The organism is Pseudomonas sp. CVAP#3 (assembly GCF_018986375.1).
Taxonomy (GTDB): domain Bacteria; phylum Pseudomonadota; class Gammaproteobacteria; order Pseudomonadales; family Pseudomonadaceae; genus Aquipseudomonas; species Aquipseudomonas helvetica.
This window is the reverse complement of record NZ_JAHMSC010000021.1, coordinates 35952-48003: the sequence shown is the minus strand read 5'-3', so window position 1 is coordinate 48003 and position 12052 is coordinate 35952. Positions and strand designations below refer to the sequence as shown.

General features: G+C 61.5%; 11 protein-coding genes. 9 read left to right on the top strand and 2 right to left on the bottom strand.

Going from position 1 to position 12052, the window contains the following annotated elements; genetic code table 11:
* Nucleotides 1-99: 99 nt before the first annotated feature.
* Nucleotides 100-951 (top strand): flagellar motor stator protein MotA, encoded by an 852-nt coding sequence (motA, locus tag KRR23_RS25485; protein WP_216744701.1) that lies wholly within the window; start codon nt 100-102, stop codon nt 949-951.
* Nucleotides 952-954: 3 nt separating this feature from the next.
* Nucleotides 955-1995 carry a flagellar motor protein MotB gene (gene motB, locus KRR23_RS25480; RefSeq protein ID WP_216744700.1) on the top strand — a complete coding sequence of 347 codons (1041 nt, stop codon included), beginning with the start codon at nt 955-957 and terminating at the stop codon, nt 1993-1995.
* A gap of 54 nt (nt 1996-2049) precedes the next feature.
* Here motB and rsgA read toward each other — a convergent pair whose 3' ends face one another.
* Nucleotides 2050-3081, bottom strand: a complete 1032-nt coding sequence (gene rsgA / locus KRR23_RS25475) for a small ribosomal subunit biogenesis GTPase RsgA (RefSeq protein WP_019691497.1) — start codon at nt 3079-3081, stop codon at nt 2050-2052.
* Between the two features lie 107 nt (nt 3082-3188).
* Between rsgA and orn the strand changes: the two genes are divergently transcribed.
* Both orn and KRR23_RS25465 read left to right on the top strand, forming a co-directional pair.
* Nucleotides 3189-3731: an oligoribonuclease gene (gene orn, locus KRR23_RS25470; protein WP_103316313.1), complete on the top strand. Its 543-nt coding sequence runs from the start codon at nt 3189-3191 to the stop codon at nt 3729-3731.
* Between the two features lie 241 nt (nt 3732-3972).
* On the top strand, nt 3973-4584 hold the full coding sequence (locus KRR23_RS25465; RefSeq protein WP_216744699.1) for a trimeric intracellular cation channel family protein: 612 nt from the start codon (nt 3973-3975) through the stop codon (nt 4582-4584).
* Between the two features lie 11 nt (nt 4585-4595).
* Here the strand turns inward: KRR23_RS25465 and queG are convergent, their stop codons facing one another.
* Nucleotides 4596-5660 carry a tRNA epoxyqueuosine(34) reductase QueG gene (gene queG, locus KRR23_RS25460; RefSeq protein WP_216744698.1) on the bottom strand — a complete coding sequence of 355 codons (1065 nt, stop codon included), beginning with the start codon at nt 5658-5660 and terminating at the stop codon, nt 4596-4598.
* A gap of 63 nt (nt 5661-5723) precedes the next feature.
* Between queG and KRR23_RS25455 the strand changes: the two genes are divergently transcribed.
* The 5 genes from KRR23_RS25455 to miaA are packed head-to-tail and all read left to right on the top strand — an operon-like array spanning nt 5724 to nt 11996.
* On the top strand, nt 5724-7223 hold the full coding sequence (locus KRR23_RS25455) for an NAD(P)H-hydrate dehydratase (RefSeq protein ID WP_216744697.1): 1500 nt from the start codon (nt 5724-5726) through the stop codon (nt 7221-7223).
* The gene (gene tsaE / locus KRR23_RS25450) at nt 7211-7681 is read left to right on the top strand and encodes a tRNA (adenosine(37)-N6)-threonylcarbamoyltransferase complex ATPase subunit type 1 TsaE (RefSeq protein ID WP_216744696.1); all 471 of its coding nucleotides are present in this window, start codon (nt 7211-7213) and stop codon (nt 7679-7681) included. Before KRR23_RS25455 ends, tsaE begins: the two co-directional genes overlap by 13 nt.
* Nucleotides 7682-9118, top strand: a complete 1437-nt coding sequence (locus KRR23_RS25445) for an N-acetylmuramoyl-L-alanine amidase (RefSeq protein WP_103316309.1) — start codon at nt 7682-7684, stop codon at nt 9116-9118.
* Nucleotides 9119-9126: 8 nt separating this feature from the next.
* Entirely contained in the window at nt 9127-11025 is a 1899-nt protein-coding gene (gene mutL, locus KRR23_RS25440) for a DNA mismatch repair endonuclease MutL (protein ID WP_173859975.1), read from the top strand.
* Entirely contained in the window at nt 11025-11996 is a 972-nt protein-coding gene (gene miaA, locus KRR23_RS25435) for a tRNA (adenosine(37)-N6)-dimethylallyltransferase MiaA (protein WP_054595352.1), read from the top strand. Before mutL ends, miaA begins: the two co-directional genes overlap by 1 nt.
* Nucleotides 11997-12052: the final 56 nt, after the last annotated feature.

The following is a 12052-nucleotide window of genomic DNA, read 5'->3' as shown; positions in this document are numbered from 1 at the left end:
TGGCTATAGTCTGGCGCAGTTTTGCCGATAAGTAGAAGAAGAGATTTTTTAACTTCCGAATATGACCTTGAACCCGACTTAAGTAAGTACCTTCTACCTATGGCTAAAATTATCGGCATCATCGTCGTATTCGCGAGCGTGCTCGGCGGATACGTGCTTTCCCACGGCAAGATTGCCGCCCTGATTCAGCCTTTCGAGGTGATGATCATCGGCGGTGCGGCGCTGGGTGCATTCCTTCAGGCCAACCCCGGCCCCACGACGATGCACGTGCTCAAGAAGTCCTTGGGCATGTTCAGTTCGCGTTTCAATCACACCTTCTACCTGGAGGTGCTGGGCCTGGTCTACGAGATCCTCAACAAGAGCCGTCGCGAAGGCATGATGGCGATTGAAGGGGATATCGAAGACGCTGCTGCCAGCCCGATTTTTGCCAAGTATCCGGCAGTCCTCAAGGACGACCGCATGACCGCGTTCATCTGCGATTACTTGCGCATCATGTCGTCCGGCAACATGGCGCCGCATGAGCTTGAGGGCCTGTTCGACATGGAACTGTACAGCCTCAAGGAAGACCTCGAGCACCCATCCCATGCGGTTAACGGTATCGCCGATGCGATGCCCGGTTTTGGTATCGTCGCGGCGGTACTGGGGATCGTGGTGACCATGGCCTCGCTGGGTGAAGGCGATCAAAAAGCGATCGGCATGCACGTAGGTGCCGCGCTGGTCGGTACCTTCTTCGGTATTCTCGCGGCCTACGGCTTCTTCGGCCCGCTGGCGCACTCGCTGGCTCACGATGCCAAGGAAGAGCTGAACGTTTACGAGGCCATCAAGGCTTCGTTGGTGGCTTCGGCGTCCGGTATGCCGCCATCGCTGGCCGTGGAGTTCGGGCGCAAGGTTCTGTACCCGGCGCACCGTCCGAGCTTCGCTGAGCTGGAACAAGCGGTTCGCGGTCGTTAAGTCATGGAAAATAATCAGCCGATAATCATCAAGCGCGTCAAGCGCATTGCTGGCGGGCATCACGGGGGCGCGTGGAAAATTGCCTTCGCTGACTTCGCGACGGCGATGATGGCGTTCTTCCTGGTGTTGTGGCTGTTATCCACCGCCACGCCGGAACAGAAAATCGCCATTGCCGGTTACTTCAAGGACCCGATCGGCTTCTCTGAAAGCGGTACGCCGTACATCATCGATCTGGGCGGCACGCCGGTGCTGGCGCCGGACAAGACCCTCAATCCCGAGGTCAAGTCTCAGCCGCAGCCGGACAAGGTCACTGTCGATACCGATCAGGTCGAGAAAATGGCCGAGGAAGTCGAGAAGGAACGCCTTGAACTGTTGCTGCAAGAATTGCAGAACAAGGTCGAAGAGAACCCGCAGTTGCAGAAGTTCAAGGACCAGATTCTTTTCGACATCACTCCAGATGGCTTGCGCATCCAGATCATCGATTCCGAAAATCGGCCGATGTTCGACTCGGGCAGCGCGCGCTTGAAGCCGTACTTCGAAGACATTTTGCTGGCCATGGCCGACACCATCAAAGCGGTGCCGAACAAGATCAGCATCGGCGGTCACACCGACGCCAAGCCTTATGCGGGTACCGGTGATTTCGGCAACTGGGAGCTGTCGGCCAACCGTGCCAACGCCGCTCGCCGTGCGCTGGTTGCGGGTAGCTATCCGGATCCGCAAGTGGCGCGGGTGGTGGGTTACGCCTCGTCAGTGTTGTTCGATCGCAAGAACCCGTTGAACCCGGTCAACCGCCGTATCGACATCGTCGTGCTGACCAAGAAGGCCCAGCGCGCCATTGAGGGTGAGCAAGGTTCGGAGCCGGCACCGACTCCGGGGCAGGGCGCTCCGGGTGAAGTGCCTACCGTACCCGCCGATCCGAACGCCTTGCCGGCGGACAAGGAGCCGCTACCGGCGCATGAGCTTCGGGAGCGACTGAACCTGTTCGACAACCCGGCGCCGAAAGCAGGTGACCCGGCCAAACCGGCTGGACCACCCAAGCAGTGACCCAATAAAAAGCCGCGATCATCGCGGCTTTTTATTGTCTGTCGGTGCGTCTGTTTAATAGCTGGTTTCGGGCAAACTGGCGATGATCGAGCGGTAGCTGTTCATGCGTTGCTGTTGCACGCGGCCATCTTCAAGCGCCTTGAGCAAGGCGCAACCGGGTTCGCGGTCGTGCTTGCAGTCGCGGAAGCGGCAGGTGCCGATCAAGTCGTTGAACTCGATGAAACCGGCTTCAACGTCGGCACGGCTGACGTGGCCCAGGCCGAATTCCCGAATACCCGGGGAGTCGATCAGCTCACCGCCGCCGGGGAAGTGGAACAATCGCGCGGTGGTGGTGGTGTGGGTGCCCTGGCCGGACAGCTCGGACAACGGGCCGACACGGGTTTCGACTTCCGGCAGCAGGCTGTTGACCAGCGAAGACTTGCCGACGCCGGACTGACCGACGAACACACTGATGCGCCCGTCCAGTTGTTCCTGCAACTGCTCCATGCCATTGCCATGGTGCGCCGAGACTTCCAGCACCGGGTAACCCAGAGTGCGGTAGACCGCCAGCAAGGCATTCAGCGCCGGGGCATTCTGCTCGTCGATCAGGTCGAACTTGTTGAGCAACAGCAGCGGGCGAATACCGGCGTGTTCTGCAGCGACCAGGTAGCGGTCGATCAGGTTGGCATGAGGTTCGGGCAGCGGGGCGAAGACAATCACGATCATGTCGACATTGGCCGCTACCGGTTTGAGCTGACCACGGCTGTCGGGACGGCACAGCTCGGTGTTGCGCGGCAATTGCGCGACGATCACGCCGATGCCCTGGTTGCCAGCGCGCCAGACCACCTGGTCGCCGGTCACCAGCGCAGGCAGGTTGGCCCGCAAATGGCAGCGGAACACCTGGCCGGCGAGTTCGCCGTCGCGGGCTTCGACCTCGACCTGCACACCGAAGTGAGCGATTACCAGGCCCGTCTGCTCGGGGCCAAGGTCGCCGCCCTCGAGCGCTTCTACGGCAGAGGATTCGCGTTTGGCGGCGCGGGCAGCGCGCTCGCCTTGAATCTTTTCGATGCGCCAGTTTTGACGACGATTGAGTTGGCGTTTGGCCATGGGTGTTCCGTGTCGATAATGCAGCGATTAGGTAAAACGGCCGCGAGTTTAGCACGCCCCGAGATTCCTCTAGGCTAAACTGCATGCCTATGCCGAGGAGCCGACACATGCAAAACCCGCAGAATCTGATTTGGATCGATCTGGAAATGACCGGTCTGAACCCTGACACCGACGTCATCATCGAGATGGCCACCATTGTCACCGACAGCAATCTCAACACCTTGGCCGAAGGCCCGGTAATCGCCATTCACCACAGCGACGAGATCCTGGCGGGCATGGACGAGTGGAACACCCGTCAACACGGTGGCTCCGGCCTGACCCAGCGGGTACGCGACAGCCGCATCAGTATGGCTGAAGCGGAAGCTCAGACCATCGCCTTCCTGGAAAAGTGGGTGCCGAAGGGCACGTCGCCGATCTGCGGCAACAGCATCTGCCAGGATCGGCGCTTCCTTTATACGCACATGAAGGCGCTGGAAAGCTACTTCCACTACCGCAACCTCGACGTCTCGACCTTGAAGGAACTGGCCGCACGCTGGGCTCCGGACGTACGCGACAGCTTCAAGAAGGGCAGCACTCACCTGGCGCTGGACGACATCCGCGAGTCGATCGCAGAGCTGCAGCACTACCGCACGCATTTCATCAAGTTCTGATTCGGCATAACGAATATTTGCGGCCTGAGGGGCTTTTTGTGGCGAGGGAGCTTGCTCCCGCTCGGCTGCGCAGCAGCCGTAAGTCTGGCAGCTACGGTTTATCAGGCAGCCTAGGTTGGGAGTGCTTCGCACTCCAGCGGGAGCAAGCTCCCTCGCCACAGGGTTTGCATTTGCCCATCGCCCTCTTTTGGTGCCCCTGCGATCTGAGTAGACTGCGCGCCTTCTCGTAAGGACCGCCGCCATGTTGCTGATGCTCTACCTGATTGCCATTACCGCTGAAGCCATGACTGGCGCGTTGTCTGCCGGTCGGCGTGGCATGGACTGGTTTGGCGTGGTGCTGATCGCCTGCGTGACGGCGCTGGGCGGTGGTTCGGTGCGTGACGTACTGCTCGGGCACTACCCGCTGACCTGGGTCAAACACCCGGAATACCTGGTGTTGACCTCGGCTGCGGCAATGCTCACGGTCTTTACCGCACGCTGGATGCGCCATCTGCGCTCGCTGTTCCTGGTACTCGACGCCGTGGGGTTGGTAGCGTTTACCCTGATCGGCTGCATGACTGCGCTGGAAATGGGTCACGGCATGCTGGTGGCGTCGGTCAGCGGGGTGATCACCGGAGTGTTCGGCGGCATCCTGCGCGACATCTTCTGCAACGACATCCCGCTGATCTTCCGTCGCGAGCTCTACGCCAGCGTCTCGTTCGCTGCCGCCTGGTGCTACATGCTCTGCCTTTACCTGCAATTACCCGGCGAACAGGCGATCCTGATCACCTTGTTTGGCGGCTTCCTGCTGCGCTTGCTGGCGATTCGTTTCCACTGGGAAATGCCCAAGTTCGTCTACAACGACGAAGCCTGACACCACAGCTCCTACGCGAGTCCGTGTTGTTTCAGCGCCCATTGCACATGCTCGCGTACCAGCCCTGACGGATAGTCTGCACGCGCCTTCAGGGCTTCCAGCACCGGAATCGTTGAAGGCGCATTGCCAAGCCCCACAGCCAGGTTACGCAGCCAGCGCTCATAACCGGCGCGGCGCAGCGGCGAGCCTTCGGTGCTGCTCAGGAATTTCTCTTCATCCCACATGAACAGTTCCGCCAACTCGGCGTTGTCGAGGTTGTGTCGCGGTTTGAAGTCGCTTTCGCCGGACGGACGGGCGAAGCGGTTCCACGGGCAAACGATCTGGCAATCATCGCAACCGAACACCCGATTGCCGATCAGCGGCCGCAAGTCTTCGGGTATCGCACTTTTCAGCTCGATGGTCAGGTACGAAATGCAGCGGCGGGCGTCCAATACATAGGGACCGACAAAGGCCTTGGTCGGGCAGATGTCCAGACACGCCGTGCAGCGCCCGCAGTGCTCGGTGCTGTGAGGCGGGTCGACCGGCAGCGGCAGGTCGACGAACAGCTCGCTCAAAAAGAAGTAACTGCCGGCCTTGCGGTTCAGTACCAAGGTGTTTTTGCCGATCCAGCCGAGACCTGCCTGCTCGGCGATGGCTTTTTCCAGCACCGGGGCGCTGTCGACGAAAGCCCTGTAGCCGAAGGGGCCGATGACCTGCTGAATCTTCTCGGCCAGTTGCTGCACGCGTTTGCGGATCAGCTTGTGATAGTCGCGGCCCAAGGCATAGCGCGAGACGTAGGCTTTTTCCGGTTGGCCCAGGCGCTTGGCCATTTCCGTGTCGCCCGGCAGGTAGTCCATGCGCAGCGAAACCACCCGCAACGTGCCCGGCACCAGTTCTTCCGGGTGCGAGCGTTTGCTGCCGTGGGCACCCATGTAGTCCATCTCGCCGTGGTAGCCGGCTTCGAGCCAGCGTTCCAGGTGTTGTTCATGCTCAGCCAGGTCCAGACCACTGATGCCGACTTGTTGAAAGCCCAACTCGCGGCCCCAGTCCTTGATCGATTGGGCGAGAGCAGGAAGATCTGTGGTAATTGCAGGCATGAGACAGGGGAAACCGGAGCTGAGGTGCGTATAATTCTGCCAGACATCGGAGCCTGAAGACGCATGCCGCAGACAAAACACCATTTACCCGACGCACTGTACAGCGCCGCACAGGTCCGGGCGCTCGACGCGCGGCTGATTGCGGCCGGGACAACGGGCTTCGAATTGATGCATCGGGCGGCTCGTGCCACATGGCGGGCGATGGTCCGGCACTGGCCGACGACCACTGAACTCAGTGTGTTGGCGGGCCACGGCAATAACGCCGGGGACGGTTATCTGGTGGCGGTACTGGCGTTGCGAGCCGGTTGGCAGGTGCGAGTGCTGGCGGTGGTTGAACCGTCGCGCTTGCAGGGCGATGCCGCGCTGGCATATGCCGAAGCGCTGGCCGCCGGGGTTGTCGTCGAGGTCTGGTCACCTGCCGTGGAACTGCGTGGGGTGGTGCTGGATGCGCTGCTGGGCACCGGTCTGAGCGGTGAGGTGCGCGAACCCTATGTCGCTGCGATCGAGGCGATCAATACCTGTGGCTTGCCCGTTGCAGCGGTGGATATCCCATCGGGGCTGTGCGCCGATACCGGTCGGGTCCTAGGGGTTGCGGTTCGGGCCGACCTCACCGTGACCTTCATCGGCCTCAAACTTGGGCTGTTCACCGGCGATGCGGCGGATCAGGTGGGGGAGCTGCAGTTCAACGATCTGCAAGCCGACCCGCAGATCGTCGCCGAAAGCGCCGTCAGCGCTCACCGCCTGAACCCCGGCAACCTGCCGCGCCTGGCAGCTCGGGCACCGAGCGCTCACAAAGGCCGATTCGGTCACATCCTGCTGATCGGTGGCGATCGCGGTTTCGGCGGCGCCATTCTCATGAGCGCGCAAAGTGCCCTGCGCAGCGGCGCGGGCATGGTGTCTCTGGCCACCCGCAGTGAACATGTACCGGCCGCATTGGCGCGGGTGCCCGAAGTCATGGTGCTGGGCGTTCACTCGGCCAACCAACTGATGGACCCGCTCGGCCAGGCCAGTGTGCTGGTGGTCGGGCCGGGGCTCGGCAAGGGCGCGTGGGGTCGCAGTTTGTTGTCGGCAGCGGCCAACGCCCCGTTACCGCAGGTCTGGGACGCCGATGCGTTGAATTTGCTGAGCCGGGGTGATGTGCGTCTGCCGAAGGATTGCGTGATCACTCCGCATCCGGGGGAGGCGGCGCGGTTATTGGGGATTTCCACGGCCGAGGTTCAAGCCGATCGCCCCGCCGCGGCCCATGCATTGAGCAAAAAATACACAACCACCGTCATTCTCAAAGGGGCCGGCAGCCTGATTGCCAGTCCCGATGGTCGTTTGGCGCTGTGTCATCAAGGCCACCCGGCCATGGCTGCTGCGGGTCTGGGGGATGTGCTGGCCGGACTGGTCGGCGCCTTGCTGGCCCAGGGCATGAATGCATTCGATGCTGCGTGCCTGGCGGTCTGGCTGCACGCCAACGCCGGCGAGCGTGAAGGTAAGGCGGGCCGTGGGCTGGCGGCCAGTGATCTGATTCCCGCCATTCGTCAGTTGCTGGAGGAGCAAGCACCGTGTCTGAAGTAACCCTGTATCTGGCCAATGAAGACGCCATGGTCGCGTTGGGCAACCGTATCGCTCAAGTGACCCAAGGGCACGGCATCATCTTTCTGGACGGTGACCTTGGGGCGGGTAAAACCACCCTGTCGCGGGGCATTATTCGCGGTTTGGGGCACGTTGGGGCAGTAAAAAGTCCGACCTTTACCTTGGTCGAACCTTACGAGATCGGCGACATTCGCGCCTTCCATTTTGACCTGTATCGACTGGTCGATCCGGAGGAGCTGGAGTTTCTTGGCATTCGTGACTACCTCGAAGACGATGCACTGTGTCTGATCGAGTGGCCCCAGAAGGGTGCAGGCTTTTTGCCAAAGCCCGACCTGACCATTACCATTAGCCCGCATGACAGCGGGCGTTCGCTGAATCTGTCGCCCCAGGGTTTGCGTGGCGAGTCTTGGTGTGCCGCTTTGGCATTGGAATTCAAATAAATGATGGGGTTAGGTATGCGCTTTCGCGCGTTGGTTGCTGTCGTAGGAATGCTGCTTACGGCACTGGCCGTCGACGCTGTGGCCGCGACAAAGGTCAACAGTGTTCGCTTGTGGCGGGCACCGGATAACACCCGACTGGTGTTTGACCTGTCCGGCCCGGTCCAGCACAGCGTCTTTACCCTGACGTCCCCGGATCGTCTGGTGATCGACATCAATGGCGCCGTCCTTGGCGCGCCGCTGAAGGTCTCTACCGCCAATACCCCGATTACCGACATGCGTTCGGCTCAGCGCACGCCGACCGATCTGCGGGTGGTCATCGACCTGAAAAAAGCTGTCACCCCGAAGAGCTTCGTGCTGGCGCCGAATGCGCAGTACGGCAATCGCCTGGTGGTCGACCTGTTCGACAACGCCGCCGATGCCGCGCCACCACCCGCACCGACCCCGGCCCCAACCGTTGCCACTGTGCCAGCGGTGCCGGTGGCTCCGGTTGAGCCGGCAATCAAACTGCCGCCTGCTCCGGCCGGTAAGCGCGACATCATCGTGGTCATCGATGCCGGACACGGCGGCGAGGACCCGGGGGCTTCCGGTTCCCGTGGTCAGCACGAAAAAGACGTGGTGCTGGCCATCGCTCGCGAGCTGCAGCGCCAGGTCAACGGCATGAAAGGCTTCCGGGCCGAACTGACCCGTACCGGCGACTACTTCATTCCGTTGCGTGGCCGTACCGAGATCGCCCGCAAGAAGGGCGCCGACCTGTTCGTCTCGATTCACGCCGACGCGGCCCCCTCCGCTGCAGCGTTCGGCGCTTCGGTATTCGCCTTGTCCGAGCGCGGCGCAACGTCCGAGACCGCGCGTTGGCTGGCCGACAGCGAAAACCGCTCCGACCTGATCGGCGGTGCCGGCAACGTCAGCCTCGACGACAAGGACAAGATGCTCGCCGGCGTACTGCTTGATCTGTCGATGACCGCGTCGCTGACTTCCAGCCTGAACGTCGGCCAGAAGGTCTTGAGCAACATTGGCCGGGTCACCTCGTTGCACAAGCAGCGCGTCGAGCAGGCCGGATTCATGGTGCTGAAGTCGCCGGACATTCCATCGATCCTGGTGGAAACCGGGTTTATCTCCAACGCCAACGAAGCCTCGAAACTGGCGGCGTCTGGTCACCAGCAAGCGCTGGCCCGTTCGATCAGCGCGGGTGTGCGCCAGTTCTTCCAGCAGAACCCGCCACCTGGCACCTACATCGGCTGGCTGCGCGATTCCGGCAAGATCGCCCAGGGGCCGCGTGACCACACGGTGCGGCCGGGTGAAACCCTGGCGATGATCGCGGTGCGTTATCAGGTCTCGCCGGCGACCCTGCGCAGCGCCAACGGCCTGCAATCCGACGAACTGAAAATCGGCCAGCACCTGAACATCCCGGGCACCGAATTGGCGGCCAAGGAATGAACGATGCCGTGAACACCGCAGCGCGTATCGAGCTGCTCAGCCCGCGACTGGCGAACCAGATTGCCGCCGGTGAGGTGGTTGAGCGCCCGGCTTCGGTGATCAAGGAGCTGCTGGAAAACAGTCTCGACTCCGGCGCCAAACGTATCGACGTCGATGTCGAGCAGGGTGGCGTCAAGCTGCTGCGGGTTCGCGACGATGGCAGCGGGATCTCCTCCGATGATTTGCCGCTGGCGCTGGCGCGGCATGCCACCAGCAAAATTCGCAATCTCGAAGACCTCGAGCAGGTGATGAGCCTCGGGTTTCGCGGTGAGGCCCTCGCGTCGATCAGCTCCGTGGCGCGTCTGACCCTGACGTCCCGCACCCGAGGTGCCGATCAGGCCTGGCAGGTCGAGACCGAAGGCCGGGACATGGCGCCTCGCGTCCAGCCGGCCGCCCACCCGGTGGGCACCTCGGTTGAAGTGCGTGACTTGTTCTTCAATACTCCGGCGCGGCGCAAATTCCTCAAGACCGAAAAAACCGAATTCGATCACCTGCAAGAAGTGATCAAGCGTCTGGCGCTGGCGCGCTTCGACGTGGCGTTCCATCTGCGCCATAACGGCAAGACCATCCTCAGTCTGCACGAAGCCCATGACGATGCGGCTCGCGCCCGGCGTGTGGCGGCGATCTGCGGCGCGGGCTTCCTGGAGCAGGCGCTGCCAATCGAGATCGAGCGCAATGGCCTTCATCTGTGGGGCTGGGTCGGGTTGCCGACCTTTAACCGCAGTCAGGCGGACTTGCAGTATTTCTTTGTGAATGGCCGTGCGGTGCGCGACAAACTGGTGGCCCACGCGGTGCGCCAGGCCTATCGTGACGTGCTGTTCAACGGTCGGCATCCGACGTTCGTGCTGTTTTTCGAAGTCGATCCGGCGGGCGTCGACGTCAACGTGCACCCGACCAAACACGAAGTGCGCTTCCGTGACGGGCGCATGGTCCACGACTTCCTCTACGGCACCTTGCACCGCGCCTTGGGCGACGTGCGTCCGGAAGATCATTTGGCTGCGCCTGTCGCGACAGCCATAGTCAGGCCGACCGGAATCGAAGCCGGCGAGTTCGGCCCGCAAGGTGAAATGCGTCTGGCGGCCAATGCGTTGCTGGAGCAGCCGCAGGCACAGCCGTCCTTTAATACGACGGCAGGCTCGGGCGCTGGCGCCGGTTATCAGTATCAATACACACCGCGTCCGCAGTCGGGCGTGCCGGTGGCCGAAGCGCAGGCTGCCTATCGCGAATTTTTTGCGCCATTGCCGGAAGCGAACGCCACGGCGCTGCCAGACGGTCAGGGCGATATTCCGCCGCTGGGGTATGCGCTGGCGCAACTCAAAGGCATCTACATTCTTTCGGAAAACGCCCAAGGGCTGGTGCTGGTGGACATGCACGCCGCGCATGAGCGGATCATGTACGAGCGGCTGAAAGTTGCGATGGCCAGCGAAGGCCTGAGCGGCCAACCGCTGCTGGTACCTGAGTCGATTGCAGTCAGTCAGCGTGAAGCCGATTGCGCCGAAGAGCACGTCAGCTGGTTCCAGCGCCTCGGTTTTGAACTTCAGCGTCTGGGCCCGGAAACCCTGGCGATCCGGCAGATTCCGGCCTTGCTCAAGCAGGCTGAAGCCAATCGTCTGGTTCACGACGTATTGGCGGACCTGATGGAGTACGGCACCAGCGACCGGATTCAGGCACACCTGAACGAACTGCTCGGAACCATGGCCTGCCATGGCGCTATTCGCGCCAACCGGCGCCTGGCGTTGCCGGAAATGAACGGTCTGCTGCGGGACATGGAAAACACCGAGCGCAGCGGTCAATGCAACCATGGCCGGCCGACCTGGACCCAATTGGGCCTGGACGATCTGGACAAACTGTTCTTGCGCGGTCGTTGATGAGCCAACTCCCTCCAGCGATATTCCTGATGGGCCCGACCGCTGCGGGCAAGACCGATCTGGCCATCGAGCTGACCAAGGTCCTGCCGTGCGAGTTGATCAGCGTCGACTCGGCGCTGGTTTACCGCGGCATGGACATCGGCACCGCCAAGCCTTCGAAGGAACTGTTGGCCGAGTTTCCTCATCGTTTGATCGACATTCTTGATCCGGTCGAGGCCTATTCGGCGGCTGATTTTCGCCGGGATGCCCTGCAGGCCATGGCCGAGATCACCGCACGCGGCAATATTCCGCTGCTGGTCGGCGGCACAATGCTCTATTACAAGGCTTTGCTCGAAGGTCTGGCCGATATGCCAGCGGCCGATCCGCAGATCCGCGCTGAAATTGAGGAAGAGGCTGCACGCCTTGGCTGGCAAGCCCTGCACGATCAGTTGGCGGTCATAGATCCGGTGTCGGCAGCACGAATTCACCCCAATGACCCGCAGCGACTCAGTCGGGCGCTGGAAGTTTATCGGGTCAGCGGCCAGAGCATGACCGAACACCGCGCGCGACAATCTGCGCAAAGTACTGAAGCAGGCGCTTCGGGTCGCCCACAATTGCCCTATACTGTCGCGAACTTGGCTATCGCTCCGGCGAATCGTCAGGTACTGCATGAGCGTATTAAACAAAGATTCACACAAATGTTGGAACAGGGATTCATTGACGAGGTCGTAGCCCTGCGTAAAAGAAGTGACCTGCATGCCGGGTTGCCGTCTATACGCGCTGTAGGTTACCGACAAGTCTGGGATTACCTGGATGGCAAGCTGACGTCAGCCGAGATGCAGGAGCGTGGGATCATTGCCACGCGCCAATTGGCGAAGCGCCAGTTCACCTGGCTACGCAGTTGGGCTGATTTACACTGGCTGGACAGCCTCGATTGCGACAATCTGCCACGCGCCTTGAAATACCTGGGAACGGTCTCCATATTGAGCTGAGTCCTTGCAATTGCCGTCTATCCTTGGGGGTGTGACGGCCTAAGCCATTTTTTTAC

Coding starts and splice junctions, on each gene's coding strand:
- orn (WP_103316313.1), top strand. CDS start 3,189: ATGCAAAACCCGCAGAATCTGATTTGGATCGATCTGGAAATGACCGGT.
- KRR23_RS25445 (WP_103316309.1), top strand. CDS start 7,682: ATGATGGGGTTAGGTATGCGCTTTCGCGCGTTGGTTGCTGTCGTAGGA.
- miaA (WP_054595352.1), top strand. CDS start 11,025: ATGAGCCAACTCCCTCCAGCGATATTCCTGATGGGCCCGACCGCTGCG.
- motA (WP_216744701.1), top strand. CDS start 100: ATGGCTAAAATTATCGGCATCATCGTCGTATTCGCGAGCGTGCTCGGC.
- KRR23_RS25455 (WP_216744697.1), top strand. CDS start 5,724: ATGCCGCAGACAAAACACCATTTACCCGACGCACTGTACAGCGCCGCA.
- queG (WP_216744698.1), bottom strand. CDS start 5,660: ATGCCTGCAATTACCACAGATCTTCCTGCTCTCGCCCAATCGATCAAG.
- motB (WP_216744700.1), top strand. CDS start 955: ATGGAAAATAATCAGCCGATAATCATCAAGCGCGTCAAGCGCATTGCT.
- KRR23_RS25465 (WP_216744699.1), top strand. CDS start 3,973: ATGTTGCTGATGCTCTACCTGATTGCCATTACCGCTGAAGCCATGACT.
- rsgA (WP_019691497.1), bottom strand. CDS start 3,081: ATGGCCAAACGCCAACTCAATCGTCGTCAAAACTGGCGCATCGAAAAG.